The sequence below is a fragment of the Aeromonas molluscorum genome (assembly GCF_051376105.1).
GTDB lineage: Bacteria > Pseudomonadota > Gammaproteobacteria > Enterobacterales > Aeromonadaceae > Aeromonas > Aeromonas molluscorum.
In genome coordinates, this window is the sequence record NZ_JBPQCY010000002.1 from 500,166 (window position 1) to 516,477 (window position 16,312).

A 16,312-nucleotide genomic window follows, 5' to 3' on the forward strand; every position below is an offset into this window, starting at 1 on the left:
CGTCTAAGGGCAGATGTTGTTCTGGGTCGCCTGGGTGGAGCGTCCTGATGGGGCAATGACCAGATTAATTTGAGCCATGCCTGGAACGCAGAGATTGAGGGTGGCGTTTGTACCCAAGCTGGTGCCATCTGGGCTGAAAAGAGTGGTTCGCCTGTTATTGGATGCGGTCATGGTGGCCGGGAAAGGGGGACTCCTGGCGAGTAACAGCTCTCCTCCATTGAAGGCATTGCTCGCATTATCGTCGATGAAGACCAGCATCTGGGTCGGGTTGGTGAGTACGCAACGATCGCTTGTATCGGCCAAGCAGGCGGTGACTGAAAACTGATTATCTATGGCTTGACTACGAGCAAAGCGCAGATACTTCAATAAAGTACGTGATTCAAACCTTAGGGTGTTCTCATTCACTAGGCTGGACAGGGCCGGTGCCCCGATACCGAGCAAAATAACGCCCAAACTGACGGCTATCATCAATTCAAGCAAGGTAAATCCTTTCATCTGCCTTTCCATGGATGAAATCTCCGCTGATTGACTACAGCTTATCTGCTCCGTGCCAGAGCGCCAGGCAAAGTACAAGGGTTGCGCTGGCACAGCCAGCGCCTTTTCTTTATCATTCCCCATCATTTCGGTTGAAAGAATCATCGCCATGGCAAAAGCTCTCTCACTGATGCTCGCCCAGTTAAACCTGACGGTAGGCGCCATCGAAGATAACTGTGACAAAATTCTGGCTGCCGCCAACGCAGCCTCGCGCGAGGGGGCCGATCTGCTGGTCTGCTCCGAGCTGGCGCTGACCGGTTATCCGCCGGAAGATCTCTTGTTGCGCGCCGATCTCATGATGCGGGTCGAGGCCGCCTTGGTCAGGATCGCATCATGGCAGGGCTCCTGTGCCATCTTGTTGGGCCACCCCTGGCGCCAGGATGGTGAGCTCTACAACACCGCCTCCCTGTACGATAACGGCGAGCTGCTGGCCCGTTACTTCAAGCAAGACTTGCCCAATTACGGCGTGTTTGACGAGAAGCGTTACTTCAGCGCCGGCAATGAGACCTGCGTCGTGACGCTGCGTGGTCATCAATTGGGCCTGCTCATCTGCGAGGACTTGTGGCAACCTGGTCCGTCCATGGCGGCCAAGGCGGCAGGGGCTGAACTGCTGCTCACCATCAACGCCTCTCCCTATGACAAGGACAAGCCCTGGATCCGCCGTGAGCTGATGACGGAGCGCTGCGGCCAGACTGGCCTGCCGCTGGTCTATCTCAATCAGGTATGCGGCCAGGATGAGCTGGTATTTGACGGCTGCTCCAAGGTCTTTAATGGCCAGGGAGAGCTGACCCACAGGCTGGCCCCCTTTACCGAGGAACTGGCGCTGGTTCATTTTGACGATGGTCAGCCCCGCAAGGAGCGCGAACCTGCGGCGCCCCTGGCGCCCCTGGCAGAGGTCTATCAGGCCCTAGTGCTGGCGGTGCGTGATTACGTCACCAAGAATGGCTTCCAGGGCGCGGTGCTGGGCCTGTCCGGCGGTATCGATTCGGCCCTGACCCTGGCCATCGCTGGCGATGCAATCGGCAACGACAAGGTGCAGGCGGTGATGATGCCGTTCCGCTACACGGCCCAGATGAGCGTGGAAGATGCCAAGGAACAGGCCGAGCGCATGGGTGTGGAGTTCAACATCATCTCCATCGAGCCCATGTTCGAAGGTTTCATGACTCAGCTCGCCCCCCTGTTTGAAGGGACTGCCCGGGATACGACGGAAGAGAACCTGCAGGCTCGCTGCCGTGGGGTGCTCTTGATGGCGCTCTCCAACAAGCGACGTCGCATCGTATTGACCACGGGCAACAAGAGCGAGATGGCCGTGGGCTATGCCACCCTGTATGGTGACATGGCTGGCGGTTTCGATGTGCTCAAGGATGTACCCAAGACGCTGGTGTTCCAACTCTGCGAATATCGCAACAGCGTCGAATATGTGATCCCGCAGCGGGTCATTGACAGGCCGCCTTCTGCTGAGCTGGCCCCTGATCAAGTGGATCAAGACAGCTTGCCCCCTTATGAGATCCTCGACGCCATCTTGCAACGCTATGTGGAACAAGATGCCTCGGTCGCCGACATGGTGGCAGAGGGCTTTGAAGAGGCGGTAGTGCGCAAGGTGATCCGGTTGGTGGACATCAACGAATACAAGCGCCGTCAGGCCGCGGTGGGGCCACGTATCTCGCCCCGTAATTTTGGTAAGGATCGCCGTTACCCCATCACATCGGGGTTTGGCAAACAGAACTGGTAAGGAGTCACCATGAAGAAGATTGAAGCCATCATCAAGCCATTCAAGCTGGACGATGTACGGGAAGCCCTGGCCGAGATTGGCATCAACGGCATGACGGTCTCCGAGGTCAAAGGCTTCGGACGCCAGAAAGGTCATACCGAGCTCTATCGCGGTGCCGAATACATGGTGGATTTCCTGCCCAAGGTCAAGGTTGAGCTGATAGTGCAAGACGAGGAGCTGGACGCCTGCATCGAGGCTATCCAGAACACGGCCCGCACCGGCAAGATAGGTGATGGCAAGATCTTCGTGTGTGAGGTTGAACGAGTGATCCGCATCCGTACCGGCGAAGAGAACGAAGACGCTATCTGATGTGGAAGCGCCTCGTGCTTGGGAGCCTGTCGTTGGGGCTCGCCGCCTGCAGTAGTTCGCCGCCGGCCCAGCCGGAAAATCTGTGCCAGATCTTTCGTGAGAAGCCCGATTGGCATGAGGCTGCCCTCGACATGTCGAAGCGCTGGGGCACGCCGGTGCAGGTGGTGATGGCCATGATGTATCAGGAGTCCTCCTTCGTACATGATGCCCAGCCACCTATGGGCTACTTCCTCTTTATCCCCACGGGGCGGGCCAGTTCAGCCTATGGCTATGCTCAGGTGAAAGATGACACCTGGGATGATTATCAGCGGGAAACCGGCAACAGCTGGAGCGATCGCGATGACTTTGCCGACGCCATCGATTTTATGGGCTGGTACACTAACAAGGCTCAGAAGCTCAATGGCACCTCCAAGTGGGATGCCTACGGCCAGTATCTGAATTATCACGAAGGTTGGGGTGGCTATCGCCGTGGCAGCTACCGCAGCAAGGGGTGGCTGATGAAGGTCTCCCGCAAGGTAGAGGCCCGTGCCCAGCGCTACGGTGCCCAGTATAGACAATGCAAGGATCAGCTCTCCAGCGGGGGCTGGTTTTCGTAACTAATCAGGAGTTCAGACATGCCGTTATTGGACAGTTTTACCGTCGACCATACCCGTATGGAAGCCCCTGCTGTGCGGGTGGCCAAGACAATGCAGACCCCGAGCAAAGACACCATTACCGTATTCGATCTGCGTTTCTGCCTGCCCAATCAGGAGATCCTCTCCGAGCGTGGCATCCATACGCTCGAACATCTCTTTGCCGGCTTCATGCGTGATCACCTCAACGGAGACGGCGTCGAGATCATCGACATCTCCCCCATGGGTTGCCGCACCGGCTTCTATATGAGCCTCATTGGCGCGCCGGATGAGGCGCGGGTTGGCAAGGCCTGGCTGGCAGCCATGGCTGATGTGGTCAAGGTGCAGGATCAGTCACAGATCCCCGAGCTGAACCTCTATCAGTGCGGCACCTATGCCATGCACTCTCTGGATGAGGCGCAGGATATTGCTCGCAACGTGTTGGCCCGTGGCGTCGGTGTGAACCACAACGATGCGCTTGCCTTGCCGGAAGAGCAGCTCAAGTCCCTGTAAATATCGGGAGCACGAATACGAGAGGGGCCGCGAATAGCGGCCCCTCTTTTTTGTCGCGGGCAAACAGGCGATGCACTCAGAGAGCCAGCGGCATCACCCGATTGCGACCCAGTTCTTTTGCTTTATAGAGCAGCTTGTCGGTACGCTCCACCAGGGTGTCACCCGTCTCCTGGCCGTTGAACTCGCTCACCCCGAACGAGGAGGTGATGTGATCGATGCGCTTGCCAGACTTGCGATCCAGAATCGACATCTTCTCTATGGCGCGGCGCAGGCTCTCCGCCATCTGGCGGCTGAGGGAAAGATTGCGGCCGGGTAGCAGCAGGGCGAACTCCTCCCCACCGAGGCGATAAGCGGTGACGCCATCCCGGCAGCATTCGCGCATGCGCTGGCTGAAGGCGCGCAACACTTGATCGCCAAGCAGGTGGCCGTATTCGTCGTTGAAGCTTTTGAAACGGTCTATGTCGGCCAGGATCAAGGAGAAGGGGTGGCGACTGCGGATCAGGCTATCGAGCTCCAGACCGAAGGCACGGCGATTGAGCAGGCCAGTCAGCGCATCCTCGTTGGCGAGCTTTCGGGTCTCGTTGAGCATCTCCCTCAGCTCCTTGATCTCCTTCTCGGCATTGCTTAGCTGGCTGCGAAAGTGCATGGTCGACATACGGACATCCCGAGACTCGCGCACCAGGTCCCGTAATATACCCATGGTATCCTCGAGGCTGAGCCCCTCATCATCGATCTGGCTCAGTCGTTCGAAGCTGCGATCCAGCATGGTCTGAAAGGCGCCTGTGTCCGACAAGGCGTCTTGCATGGTATGACCAAGTTCGCTGGCCATGGCCGCCAGGCTTAGCTTCATGGTCTCGATCTGTTGCTCGTCCTGGGCCGCCAGATGCTGGTGGAACAGACGCTCGCAGGTCGTCAGCGAGCAGGTACCCTGCAATTTGATGGCCTGATCGATTGCGTGATTCAGTTCGGGCATGCTAGCCGACACATAGCTGTACCAGAGGGTATAGTTAGCCGGGGTGGTGGGGATCTGATACTTGATCATCAGAGGAACCGCCTGCTTCAGGTAGGCGGCGGACTGGGCGAATGAATCCTTGCTCATGGGTTCCATGTCTTATCAGGCGTGCAAATTGCGTCCAGTATGACAGAGAGATGTTGTAAAAGGCAGCAGGTGGATGCCATTAGCTCCCCCCTCCGATATACTAGCCGAGTCATTACTTATTCTAAGGCCTGCTTATGTCTCAAAAAGATCCTTTCCTCCAACGAGAGGCCGAGAAATACGAGAATCCCATCGCCAGCCGCGAAATGCTGCTGGAGCTTATTCGCGGTCATGAAAAACCCATGTCCCGCGAAGAGCTGGCCACAGTCCTCAAGCTGACTGAAGAAGAGCCGTTGGAAGCCCTTCGCCGTCGTCTGCGCGCCATGGAGCGTGACGGACAACTGGTCTTCACCCGCAACCAATGTTATGCCTTGCCGGATCGTCTGAATCTGGTGAAAGGCTATGTGCTCGGCCATAAAGATGGATTCGGTTTTCTGCGCCCTGAAGGTGGTGGATCGGATCTGTTCCTGAACAACCGCGAGATGCAAAAGCTGATGCACGGCGATTACGTGCTGGTGCAACCGACCGAGATCGATCGCAAGGGCCGCCAGGAGGCGCGCGTCGTGCGACTGCTAAAGGCTCGCGAGGCCGACATCGTCGGGCGTTACTTCGTCGAGAACGGCATGGGCTTCGTGGTGCCGGACGACAGTCGTATCGGTCAGGACATTGTTATCCCTGAAGGGGAAAACAAGGGGGCTCGCCAGAGCCAGGTCGTCGTGGTGCGAGTCACCCAGCGCGCCACTGCCCGCATCAATGCGGTCGGCACCGTGCTGGAAGTGCTGGGTGAGAACATGGCCCCCGGCATGGAAATCGACATCGCCCTGCGCACTCATGGCATCCCTCATACTTGGCCTGAAGAAGTGACCAAGGAGATTGCAGGTCTGGGTGAGCAGGTACCGGAAGAGGCCAAAGTGGGTCGCATCGATCTGCGCGCCCTGCCGTTGGTGACCATAGATGGGGAAGATGCCCGCGACTTCGATGACGCCGTCTTCTGCCAAGCCAAGAAGAGTGGCGGCTGGCGCCTCTGGGTTGCCATTGCCGACGTATCCTCCTATGTACGCCCGGGAACAGCGCTGGATGGCGAGGCCTATCAGCGTGGCAACTCCGTTTACTTCCCCGAGTACGTGGTGCCCATGTTGCCTGAGGTGCTCTCCAACGGTCTCTGCTCCCTGAACCCGCAGGTGGACAGGCTCTGCATGGTGTGCGAGATGACCATCTCCTCCGGCGGCCGTATGTCCGGCTACAAGTTCTATGAAGCCGTGATGAACTCCCATGCGCGCCTGACCTACAACAAGGTTGCGGCCATGCTGGATGGCGATGCCAAGCTGCGTCATCAGTATGACCCCTTGGTGGGCCATATCGAGGAGCTCAACAACCTCTACAAGGCACTCAAGCATGCCCGCCATCAGCGCGGTGCCGTGGAGTTCGAGAGCGAAGAGACCCGCTTCATCTTCAACGCCCAGCGCAAGATAGATCGCATAGTGCCGCTGGTGCGCAACGATGCTCACAAGATCATCGAAGAGTGCATGATCATGGCGAACGTGGCTGCGGCTCGCTATATCGAGAAGAATGAAGCTGCCGCCCTGTTCCGGGTACATGATCGTCCAGGTGAAGAGCGTCTGACCAATTTCCGTGGCTTCCTTGCCGAACTGGGCCTGGAGCTCAAGGGCGGCCTGGAACCAGAGCCAAAAGACTTCGCCGAACTGGCTGCCCAGTTCGAGGGGCGTCCGGATGCCGAGCTGCTCTCCACCATGTTGCTGCGCTCCATGCGCCAGGCGGTCTATCAGGCCGACAACATAGGTCACTTCGGCCTGGCCTTGAAGTCCTATGCCCACTTCACCTCGCCAATCCGTCGTTATCCTGACTTGATCCTGCACCGCGCCATCAAGTTCCAGGCGGCGAAGGAGCAGGCGGCCCAGCGTAACAAGTGGACCCCGAGTGGCGGTTACCACTATCAGTTGGCAGAAGTGGATCCCATGGGCGAGCACTGCTCCATGACCGAGCGCCGTGCCGATGATGCCACCCGCGATGTGGCCGACTGGCTCAAGTGCGAGTACATGCTGGATCACGTGGGTGACGAGTTCGACGGTGTTATCGCCAGCGTCACCGGCTTTGGCTTCTTCGTCCGTCTGGCGGAGATCCACATTGACGGTCTGGTGCACATCAGCTCCCTCGACAATGACTACTACCAGTTCGACCCCATGCATCAGCAGCTGATTGGCGAGAACTTCCGTCGTCGCTATCGTCTGGGCGACCGGGTTCGGGTCAAGGTAATGGCCGTCAATCTGGACGATCGCAAGATCGACTTCACCATGGTGGAGGAGCCGCTCAAGGCGACCGGCAAGAATGCCAAGGAGATGGCGCGCAAACAGGCCGAGATCAAGAGCGAGAAGGCCAAAAGCAACCGTCGCCACGAGCGTCGTCAGGAGGGCAAACCCCTGAAGACCACGGCCGCCAAACCCAACAACCGCCGTCCGAGTAAAAAGGCGCGTGACAAGGCCAAGAGCACGAAATGAGCAGTGAACTGATTTATGGCATTCATGCCGTGGCCGCCCTTCTCGAGCGTGAGCCAGAGCGTTTCATTGAAGTGTGGGCACTCAAGGGCCGTGACGACGACAGGCTGCAGCCCCTGTTGGATGAGCTGGAATCACTGGGCCTCAAGGTGCAGAGCGTCAATCGCAAGACCCTCGATGATAAAGCCGAGGGCAACAATCACCAGGGCATCATGGCCAAGGTGATCGAGGCGCCCAAGCTGGCCGAGCATGACCTGGCCAGCCTGCTGGACCAGCTTGAGCAGCAGAAGACGCAACCCTTCCTGCTGGTGCTCGACGGGGTGACGGATCCCCACAACCTCGGTGCCTGCCTGCGCAGCGCCGATGCGGCTGGTGTGCATGCGGTAATAGTGCCACGGGACAAGGCCACCGGCCTGACCTCGGTGGTGCGCAAGGTCGCCTGTGGCGCCGCCGACGTGGTGCCGCTCATCCAGGTCACCAACCTGGCCCGCAGCCTGCGTGAATTGCAGCAGCGCGGCGTCTGGCTGGTCGGCACCGCCGGCGAGGCGGATCATGATCTCTATCAGGCCAAGTTGACCGGCCCGATGGCGCTGGTGATGGGCGCCGAGGGGAAGGGGATGCGTCGTCTGACTCGTGAGCATTGCGACGAGCTGGTGAGCATCCCTATGGCCGGAGCCGTTTCCAGCCTCAACGTCTCGGTGGCCACCGGTGTCTGCCTGTTCGAAGTGGTGCGCCAGCGCCGTGCCTGAGTGAACGCCATGGAACGACCCCTGTTTAGCTGGGATCCCCATATAGATGAGCAGGAGGCCAAGGGCCTCCTCTCTTTTGCGCGTTTGCAGCGTCTGGCGCCGCGAGAGTGTCTGTGGCTGGCAGGGGATAGCCCGGACCTGCTGGTTTGGGTAGAGCAAGGCCTGCTGCGAGCCCGGGTTGCTCTCGACGATGGCCGCGAATACATCAAGGAGTTCTACTGGGAGGGGGATGAGTTTCTCGATTTTCATCATCAGCTCAGTGGCCAGCCGGCTCGGTACAGCGTTGAGGCATTGGAGCCCTGTCGCCTGTTGGTGTTTCCCCTCACCAGCCTGCGCCAGCACAGGCTTTGGCCCATCTGGTACCAGCATCTGATCGCCGTCCAGCTGCGCATCAAGGAGGAGAAGGAGCTGCTGTTGCTGACCGGTACCCCGGAGGCGCGTTATCAGCACTTCCTGACCCATTTCCCCGCCTTGGATGCCCGTCTGCCGGATCATCAGGTGGCGGCCTATCTCGGTATTACCCCCATCAGCCTGAGCCGGATCCGGAAAAGACTGCGATCTCGCTAAGGCGTCTCGCACTTTCCCTGCATGAAAATCCCTGCCATCCGTTAACCAAGGTTAATGCGGGGCTACTGGCGGGACGCTATGCTGGCGGCTTCTTCCCAAGGAGTCAGCTATGGATTGGACCCTCAAGGGCTTCGACGCCCTCTCGTTACATGAACTCTACGATCTGCTGGTACTGCGTTCCCGGGTGTTTGTGGTGGAGCAGACCTGCCCCTTCCTCGATCTGGATGGGCTGGACAAGCACAGCGACGTACTGCACCTGCTGGGATGGCAGAACGGTGAGCTGGTCGCCTATGCCCGCCTGTTGGCCCCGAATGTGGTAAAGCCTGACTTTGCAGTGATAGGTAGGGTGGTGACGGCGCCAGAGGCCCGTGGTGGCGGTCTGGGCCATCAGTTGATGGAGACGGCAAGCGCCGAGTGTGAGCGGCTCTGGCCCCAGGCGCCCATTTACCTGGGTGCCCAGGCGAGGTTGCAGGGTTTTTATGGCCGTCACGGCTATCGACCCGAAGGGGAAACTTATCTCGAAGATGACATACTGCACATCGGTATGGTGCGACCCTGAGTGAAGGGGTGTCCATGTGGTGCCGTCGGGCGCCTAATGCCTTTTAGGCATAACAATGAAATTATTATGTCTTGAGGTAGTAAAGAAAACGGATGCCTCTCTCGGACTTAGTCCGTATTCTTTGAATGATTAATCGACAATATTCGGCAGAGGCATCCTGAAGTGGCAAATTTTGCGATAAATGCTGAACAAGATCCGAAAGCTTTGCCGCTTCACCGATTCATGACTGCCGCTTTTCTGAATGGGGCGGTGCGATGGAGCTGATCCGCAAGCGCTTCGCCCTCGATCTGCAAACCTTTGCCATTATCACCCTGGTGCTGGGCAACTTGGCCCAGGCCTTCTCCGATGTGCTGGTCAAGCTGATTGGCCCCGGTTTCAGCCCTTTCCAATACATGTTCCTGCGCCAGCTGCTGACCCTGCTGGTACTGCTGCCCTTCATGCTGCGGGTGCCAAGAGCGGCCTGGGGGCTGGGTGCCTGGAAGTGGCACCTGCTGCGCGGCCACCTCTGTCTGATCGGCGGGGGAGGCATGATGCTGGCCCTGACCCAGCTGCCGTTGGCCACGGCCAACGCCATCTTCTATGTGTCTCCGCTGTTGACCCTGCCGCTGGCGGCCTGGCTGCTCAAGGAGAGGATCCACTCCCGGGTCTGGCTGCTGGGGGGCATGGGTCTGCTTGGGGTGGTATTCGTACTCAAACCGGGGGATTTCCATCTGGCCGGGCTGGGGGCGCTGGTCACGGCTTTTACCCTGGCCTTGTTCAATGTCACCGGTCGCAAGCTGCCAGCGGGCATCTCTGTGGTGGCGACCCTGTTCTGGGCCAACCTGCTGGCGCTACCGCTGACGGCGGGGCTGGCGGTGAATCAGTGGCAGCCGGTGGATTGGCTGCTGCTGGCGCTGATCGGGGGCAGCGGCGTGATGCAGCTGCTCTACCATGCCAGTTGCATCTATGCCTACCGGCAGGTAGAGGCCAACCGCATCGCGACGACCGAGTATTCCGGGCTGATGTTCGTGGTGCTGCTGGGGGTCTGGCTGTTTGGCGAAATCCCGGCCTGGAATCTCTGGGTCGGGGTGGGCTTTATCCTGCTGGCCATCCATTGGCAGCGTCGCCTGCGCTAGCGCATTCTGTTTTCCTCCCAATGACAAACCGGCTGCTGGCCGGTTTGTCATATGAACAGCTTATGAAGCCGATCCCGGTTGTGGCACCAAAAATAGGCTAGCCTGCCTCGCTCATAGTGACAGGAACCCCGTCGTGACATCCACCCTCTTTGCGGCCATCTTGCTGGCCGCGCTGCTGCACGCCCTCTGGAATGCGCTGGCCAAGCGCCAGGCCGAGGGGCGCGTCAGCGTCTTGCTGGTCTCCCTCTGCTCAGGGCTGTTTGCCGCCCCCTTCTTGCCGCTGGTGGGGTTGCCTGTGCCTGCCGAATATCCCTGGCTGGCGCTCTCCATCCTGCTGCATTGCGGCTACTGCCTGTTTCTCGGTCGTGCCTACCGGCTGGGGGAGTTCGGCCAAATCTATCCCCTGGCCCGTGGCTGTGCGCCTCTGGTGACCCTCTTGCTCGGCGCCCTGCTGCTGGGGGAGGTGCCCGGTGGGGTGGCGGTGATGGGGGCTCTGGTGCTGGTAAGCGGGGTGCTGCTGATGGCATGGCGCGGTGGTGTCAGACTGGCATCCGGGGCCTTGCGTGCCGTGCTGATCACGGCACTGTTTACCGCCACCTATAGCCTCTCCGACGGGGCTGGTGCCCGCTCGGCCGGAGAGCCAGTGCGCTACACCCTCTGGCTGTTTGCCCTGACGGCCTTGATGATGCCGCTGCTGATGCGCTGGCAGAGTCGCACCGCCTGGCGCGCGCTCGATCTCGCGGCATGGCGCACCGGCGCGCTCGGCGGCGCCCTCTCCCTGCTTGCCTACGGCATCGTCATCTGGGCTATGACCCAGGCGCCTATCGGGCTGGTGGCGGCCCTGCGCGAGAGCAGCGTGCTGTTTGCCGTGCTGCTCTCCTGGTGCTGGCTGGGGGAGAAACTGGGGCGGGTGCGACTGTGCGCCGCCTTGGTGATCCTCTGCGGTATCCTGTTGATCCGCCTCGGCTGATTGGTGACGAGGTCAGGCCGGTATGCTACCGGCCTGACCTTTGCTTTGGCTTAAGGGGTGACCCGGGTGATCAGGGTAAAGCCCTCTTCGCAGGGGGCGAGCTGCACCCGCACCTGGCCCAGTTCGGCCAGCTTGGTCACATGGGTGCCACCGCAGGGGATGGTGACCTCTTTACCTTCAAGCATGCAGTGCCAGTAGCGCGAATCTATGATGGCCTCGCCGGCCCGGCTGCGGCGGATCTCGCCGCCAGCCGACAGCCAGTCGGCCAACTGCCGGTTGATCCTCTCTTCTATCTGCGCCAGCTCCGCCAGCAGCACCTCGCTGTTGACCCCCTTCTTGCGCAGGCTCTTGCCGATCCGGTACTGCTCGCGCGAGCCATTGGGCTCGACCCGCGAGGTCTGGATGGCGAGGCGGTCAAAGTCGGGCTGATCCAGCGCATCGCGCTCGTTTACCTCTTTGCGCCAGTAGGGGACCAGCACCCGGTTGAGGGCCAGCGCCGCCAGATGGCAGCCGCTGTGGCCCAGGCTTAAGGAGTGGCGGGCAGCGGCATCCACCTTCAGCTCAACCCGTGAGCCCACTGCCAGAGAGTGCATGCCCACCAGAGGATGCACCACCACGAAGGCCCAGCCTTCGGCGCCCCGCTTGACCGGAATGTCGGTGTCTACGAACAGTTCGCCCGCAGGACTGATGGCACCCATGCGGCAGGGGCCTGCGGCTGCTTCGACTCCCTCCCAATACACAGTGCCCACGTCCCCGGGTTGATCGGGCCAGAGGTGGCTTTGCGGATGAAAGGGGGTGAGGTCGGTCACCAGCAGGGTCGGTTCACCGACTTGGCAATAGACCACCTGAGCAAGCTCGTGGTGATGATCCAGCATGAAGCTGGCGCGGGTATGTTGCATGGGGAACTCCTGCAATGGGACTGAAGGGCAGGATAACGCAAAGGGAGCGCAGGCTCATTAACTTGGGTTAGTGAGCCTGCGGGAGATCAGAGCAGGGAGACCAGCAGGTAGGCATTGAGGCCGATCACCACTGTGACGATGAGCCGCCCCAGCGCCTGGGTGACAGGATGATTGCGATATTCCCCCATCAGGGCCCGCTCCCCGGTCAGCATCAACAGCGGGATCAGTGCCAGTGCTATGCCAAAACTCAGGATCACCTGGCTCAGCACCAGGACTTCAGTGGTGTTGAGGCCCATGGCAATCACGATAAAGGCCGGGGTCATGGTGATGAGGCGACGCAGCCAGAGCGGAATAGTAAAACGCACGAAGCCTTGCATCACGACTTGGCCCGCCAGGGTCCCCACCACAGTAGAGGAGATGCCGGAGGCAACCAGCGAGAGACCAAACAGGGTTGCCGCTCCTTGACCCAGCAAGGGGGTCAGCGTCTGGTAGGCGGACTCCAGTTCGGCCACGTGCTGGTTACCCGTGGCATGGAAAGCGGCCGCCGCCATGGCCACCATGGCCAGGTTAACGAAACCGGCGATCGTCATGGCAATGGCCACATCGACCCGGGTGCTGTGCAGGCGTTGCTCGATCGAGCCTTGCCCCTCGCCGTGCTGGGTCAGTGCAGAGTGCAGATAGATCACATGGGGCATGACGGTCGCCCCCAGAATGCCGGCTGCCAGGTAGACAGCCTCGCTGTTGGGCAGACCGGGGAAGAGGGCGCCTTCCAGCAGGCTGGGCAGATGGGGGCGGGAGATCATCAGTTCGACCAGATAGGCGGCAGCAACGAACAGCAACAGGCCGCCGATCACGAATTCCAGGGGTTTCTGGCCGCGACTCTGCAACATGAGAATGCCCCAGGTGATCACCGCCGTCATACCGGCCCCTTCCATCAGGGTCACGCCGAGCAGCAGCTTGAAGCCAACTGCCGCCCCGATGAACTCGGCCAGATCGGTCGCCATGGCGATGATCTCGGCCTGCACCCAATAAGCCCATACCGCTGGCCTGGGCAGCCTGTCGCGGATGTGCTGCGCCAGGTTCTTGCCGGTGACTATGCCGAGCTTGGCGGAGAGGGTTTGTACCAGCATGGCCATCAGGTTGGCCCAGACCACCACCCACAGCAGTTGATAACCAAAGGTTGAGCCCGCCTGGATATTGGTGGCGAAGTTGCCCGGATCTATATAGCCGATGGCGGCGATAAAGGCGGGGCCCAACAGACTGAGCTTGAGTTTGCGCGAGGTCATGATGGCACTGGCTGCGGGTTGCATAACGGCACCCTCCATAAGGATATAGCCTTAGCATAGCTGCAATTGATAATTGTTATCAATTGGGTTTTTGGATGGGATTGATAGGAGAGAGCTGCTATCTGCTTGGCTAGCGTGGGTCATCCCTGTGGTTTGGGCAGCGGGAGACGGGAACAGAGAGAATCGGTTGTCAAAATCACAACCGCCAGTTGCAGTCGGTGTGTCGATTTCGTACAATACGCCGCCCTATGAAAGCAGCGTCTAAACACCATACGTTCCTTGCCTCTGAGGTCTGGCTGCACCTGGGCGGAGGCTGAATTAATCCGTAAGGAGCTAAAATGCGTCATTACGAAATCGTCTTCATGGTTCATCCGGACCAGAGCGAGCAAGTCCCCGGCATGATCGAGCGTTACACTGGCGCCATCACCACTGCCGGCGGCACTATTCACCGCCTGGAAGATTGGGGCCGCCGTCAACTGGCTTACCCGATCGACAAGCTGCACAAAGCCCACTACGTTCTGCTGAACGTAGAAGCAGAGCAAGCCGTTATCGATGAACTGGAAACCAACTTCCGCTTCAACGATGCCGTTATCCGCAACATGATCATGCGCACCAAGCACGCCGTGACTGAAGTTTCTCCAATGGCCAAGGCCAAAGAAGAGCGCTTCCCACGTCGTGACGACGAGCGCCGCGAAGAAGCGACTGAAGCTTCTTCCGAAGAGTAATTCTTAGATCACTGACATAGAGGATAAAGGCCATGGCACGTTATTTCCGTCGTCGTAAGTTCTGCCGCTTCACTGCCGAGAACGTTACCGAGATCGACTACAAAGATATCGTTACTCTGAAAAACTACGTCACTGAATCTGGCAAGATCGTACCGAGCCGTATCACCGGTACTCGCGCCAAGTATCAGCGTCAGCTGGCACGCGCCATCAAGCGTGCTCGTTACCTGGCTCTGCTGCCGTACACCGATCTGCACAACAAGTAAGAATCGGTCCGGCACTTAAGCCTAACTCAACTCTCATAGAGGAAAGGTAATGCAAGTTATCCTGCTCGACAAAATCGCCAAACTGGGCGGTCTGGGTGATCAAGTCAACGTTAAAGCTGGCTACGCCCGTAACTATCTGATCCCGCAAGGCAAAGCCGTTATGGCTACCAAGGCCAACATCGAGACCTTCGATGCTCGCCGTGCTGAACTGGAAGCCAAACTGGCTGCCGGTAAAGCTGCCGCTGAAGAGCGCGCTGCCAAGCTGGGTGAACTGGCTGCTGTTGTTATCGCCTCCAAAGCTGGCGACGAAGGCAAGCTGTTCGGTTCCATCGGTACCCGTGACGTGGCTGATGCCATCACTGCTGCCGGCGTTGCTGTTGCCAAGAGCGAAGTCCGTATGGGCAACGTTCTGCGTAACACCGGCGAGTACGAAGTTGTTGTTCAGCTGCACGCTGACGTCAAAGCAACCGTACAGATCCAGGTTGTTGCTCTGTAATAGCGATTCGCTTTTGCAGAAAAAAACCCGCGCCTTGGCGCGGGTTTTTTATTTTTGGCCTCCGAGTTAGAGTAAGGGACTGTTGCAACGAGAGAGGTTTCCATGGCGGCTTGGGTAGAAGGGCGTGTCATCGAGCGTATCCAGTGGACGGATACCCTGTTTTCCCTGAGGGTAGACGCGCAGCTGCTCCCCTATCAGGCGGGACAATTCACCAAGCTTGCGCTGGAACGGGGTGAAAAGCGGATCCAGCGTGCCTACTCCTTCGTTAACCCGCCATCCTCCCCCTATCACGAGTTCTATCTGGTCGAGATCCCGGATGGTGAGCTGACGCCTTCCCTGGGCTCCCTGACCGTGGGCGATACATTGCTGGTGCAATCCCTGGCGAGCGGTTTTCTCACCCTGGATGAGATCCCGGCTGGCCGGGATCTCTGGTTGCTCTCCACAGGGACCGCCATTGGCCCCTTCCTCTCCATCCTGGCTGCGGGGCAGGCCGAGCAGCGTTTTGACAATCTGGTGCTGGTACATGGTGTGAGGAAGGGAGAGGAGCTCAGTTATCAACCGCTGATTGGCGAGTTGAAAGCCCGGCTCGGGGAGCGGCTGCACTATGTGCCCTTCGTCAGCCGCGAGCTCTGGCCGGATGCCATGGCGGGCAGGATCCCGGCCGCCATCGACAGCGGCGCCCTGCAAGAGAGGGTGGGGCTGAGCTTTAGCCCCGAGCACAGCCAGGTATTGCTCTGCGGCAATCCCGACATGGTGAAGGCGACCCAGCTCTCCCTCATCGAGCAGGGCCTGGCCAAAAACCTGCGCCGTACCCCGGGGCAGATCAGTTCTGAAAACTACTGGTAACCAAGCAGGCAGCGAGGGGGCTCAGTGGTTCTTACCCTTGCCATTGTTGCCTTTGGATTTGTTGTGGCCCTGGCCCGGATTGTTGTCACCGTGGATGCTGCGATTGTAGTGATCTCGGTATTTGCCATCCATGCTGCCGCAGTCAGTCTTGAGGCGGCTGTCTCCGATACGGATATCCAGGCAGTTGTGTTGCCACCAGTCGTACTCTTTGGTGTCGAAATCGACATTGATGCGATCGGTCGACAAGCTGGCCCCACCATCTTTATGGGAGGGTGGGGCGGCCTGGGTGGTGGTGCTCAGGGCCAGCAGGATGAGCAGAAGTGCACTATGTCGCATAATGAATCCTCGATGTGGTGATGACGGGTGCCAGTATAGTGCCAGCGAGCTGGATCCAAGCCTAATGGGCCTGCTGGAAGTGGCTCCAGGTCGAAAATCTGACCAAACTGGTCATGACCTGTCCAAGCATCTGTAATATCTTGTTATTTCAGGT

Annotated in this window: 19 protein-coding genes; 14 read left to right on the forward strand and 5 right to left on the reverse strand. The window is 59.3% G+C overall.

Annotation, left to right across the window (positions count from 1 at the left end):
• Positions 1–3: 3 nt before the first annotated feature.
• Positions 4–645, reverse strand: a complete 642-nt coding sequence (locus tag ACSMDR_RS12940; protein WP_436468521.1) for a GspH/FimT family pseudopilin — start codon at positions 643–645, stop codon at positions 4–6.
• Here ACSMDR_RS12940 and ACSMDR_RS12945 point away from each other — a divergent pair.
• Genes ACSMDR_RS12945 through luxS form a run of 4 tightly spaced genes read left to right on the forward strand, consistent with a single transcriptional unit; the run spans position 644 to position 3,738 of the window.
• Positions 644–2,266 (forward strand): NAD+ synthase, encoded by a 1,623-nt coding sequence (locus tag ACSMDR_RS12945; protein WP_436468522.1) that lies wholly within the window; start codon positions 644–646, stop codon positions 2,264–2,266. The genes ACSMDR_RS12940 and ACSMDR_RS12945 overlap by 2 nt on opposite strands.
• A 9-nt stretch (positions 2,267–2,275) precedes the next feature.
• Positions 2,276–2,614: a nitrogen regulatory protein P-II gene (gene glnB, locus ACSMDR_RS12950; protein ID WP_005895417.1), complete on the forward strand. Its 339-nt coding sequence runs from the start codon at positions 2,276–2,278 to the stop codon at positions 2,612–2,614.
• Complete coding sequence (locus ACSMDR_RS12955) at positions 2,614–3,210, forward strand: transglycosylase SLT domain-containing protein (protein WP_005895414.1); 597 nt, start codon at positions 2,614–2,616, stop codon at positions 3,208–3,210. The genes glnB and ACSMDR_RS12955 overlap by 1 nt, the downstream gene beginning before the upstream one ends.
• A gap of 18 nt (positions 3,211–3,228) precedes the next feature.
• A complete protein-coding gene (luxS, locus tag ACSMDR_RS12960) occupies positions 3,229–3,738 on the forward strand; it encodes an S-ribosylhomocysteine lyase (protein WP_005895411.1) in 510 nt (169 codons plus the stop codon).
• A gap of 76 nt (positions 3,739–3,814) precedes the next feature.
• Here luxS and ACSMDR_RS12965 read toward each other — a convergent pair whose 3' ends face one another.
• A complete protein-coding gene (locus tag ACSMDR_RS12965) occupies positions 3,815–4,837 on the reverse strand; it encodes a GGDEF domain-containing protein (protein ID WP_436468523.1) in 1,023 nt (340 codons plus the stop codon).
• A gap of 134 nt (positions 4,838–4,971) precedes the next feature.
• Here ACSMDR_RS12965 and rnr point away from each other — a divergent pair, with 134 nt between their 5' ends.
• From rnr to ACSMDR_RS12995, 6 genes are all read left to right on the forward strand, one after another.
• Positions 4,972–7,350 (forward strand): ribonuclease R, encoded by a 2,379-nt coding sequence (gene rnr, locus ACSMDR_RS12970; RefSeq protein ID WP_005895407.1) that lies wholly within the window; start codon positions 4,972–4,974, stop codon positions 7,348–7,350.
• A complete protein-coding gene (rlmB, locus tag ACSMDR_RS12975; RefSeq protein WP_005895405.1) occupies positions 7,347–8,096 on the forward strand; it encodes a 23S rRNA (guanosine(2251)-2'-O)-methyltransferase RlmB in 750 nt (249 codons plus the stop codon). Before rnr ends, rlmB begins: the two co-directional genes overlap by 4 nt.
• 9 nt (positions 8,097–8,105) lie before the next feature.
• Complete coding sequence (locus ACSMDR_RS12980) at positions 8,106–8,663, forward strand: Crp/Fnr family transcriptional regulator (protein ID WP_436468524.1); 558 nt, start codon at positions 8,106–8,108, stop codon at positions 8,661–8,663.
• Positions 8,664–8,772: 109 nt separating this feature from the next.
• Complete coding sequence (locus tag ACSMDR_RS12985) at positions 8,773–9,222, forward strand: GNAT family N-acetyltransferase (RefSeq protein WP_436468525.1); 450 nt, start codon at positions 8,773–8,775, stop codon at positions 9,220–9,222.
• A gap of 254 nt (positions 9,223–9,476) precedes the next feature.
• The gene (locus ACSMDR_RS12990; protein WP_436468526.1) at positions 9,477–10,337 is read left to right on the forward strand and encodes a DMT family transporter; all 861 of its coding nucleotides are present in this window, start codon (positions 9,477–9,479) and stop codon (positions 10,335–10,337) included.
• Between the two features lie 133 nt (positions 10,338–10,470).
• Positions 10,471–11,307, forward strand: coding sequence for an EamA family transporter (locus ACSMDR_RS12995; protein WP_436468527.1), 837 nt, complete (start codon positions 10,471–10,473; stop codon positions 11,305–11,307).
• 50 nt (positions 11,308–11,357) lie between these two features.
• Here ACSMDR_RS12995 and ACSMDR_RS13000 read toward each other — a convergent pair whose 3' ends face one another.
• Together ACSMDR_RS13000 and ACSMDR_RS13005 are read right to left on the reverse strand one after the other, a co-directional pair.
• A complete protein-coding gene (locus ACSMDR_RS13000; RefSeq protein WP_436468528.1) occupies positions 11,358–12,206 on the reverse strand; it encodes an alanyl-tRNA editing protein in 849 nt (282 codons plus the stop codon).
• 86 nt (positions 12,207–12,292) lie between these two features.
• Entirely contained in the window at positions 12,293–13,531 is a 1,239-nt protein-coding gene (locus tag ACSMDR_RS13005) for an Nramp family divalent metal transporter (protein WP_436468529.1), read from the reverse strand.
• Positions 13,532–13,830: 299 nt separating this feature from the next.
• Here ACSMDR_RS13005 and rpsF point away from each other — a divergent pair, with 299 nt between their 5' ends.
• From rpsF to ACSMDR_RS13025, 4 genes are all read left to right on the forward strand, one after another.
• The gene (gene rpsF / locus ACSMDR_RS13010) at positions 13,831–14,217 is read left to right on the forward strand and encodes a 30S ribosomal protein S6 (RefSeq protein WP_005895384.1); all 387 of its coding nucleotides are present in this window, start codon (positions 13,831–13,833) and stop codon (positions 14,215–14,217) included.
• 32 nt (positions 14,218–14,249) lie between these two features.
• A complete protein-coding gene (gene rpsR / locus ACSMDR_RS13015; protein ID WP_005313392.1) occupies positions 14,250–14,480 on the forward strand; it encodes a 30S ribosomal protein S18 in 231 nt (76 codons plus the stop codon).
• Positions 14,481–14,529: 49 nt separating this feature from the next.
• Positions 14,530–14,976: a 50S ribosomal protein L9 gene (rplI, locus tag ACSMDR_RS13020; protein WP_005895375.1), complete on the forward strand. Its 447-nt coding sequence runs from the start codon at positions 14,530–14,532 to the stop codon at positions 14,974–14,976.
• 102 nt (positions 14,977–15,078) lie between these two features.
• Complete coding sequence (locus ACSMDR_RS13025) at positions 15,079–15,822, forward strand: ferredoxin--NADP reductase (protein WP_436468530.1); 744 nt, start codon at positions 15,079–15,081, stop codon at positions 15,820–15,822.
• Between the two features lie 21 nt (positions 15,823–15,843).
• Here ACSMDR_RS13025 and ACSMDR_RS13030 read toward each other — a convergent pair whose 3' ends face one another.
• Complete coding sequence (locus ACSMDR_RS13030; protein ID WP_005895369.1) at positions 15,844–16,158, reverse strand: hypothetical protein; 315 nt, start codon at positions 16,156–16,158, stop codon at positions 15,844–15,846.
• Between the last annotated feature and the right edge of the window lie 154 nt (positions 16,159–16,312).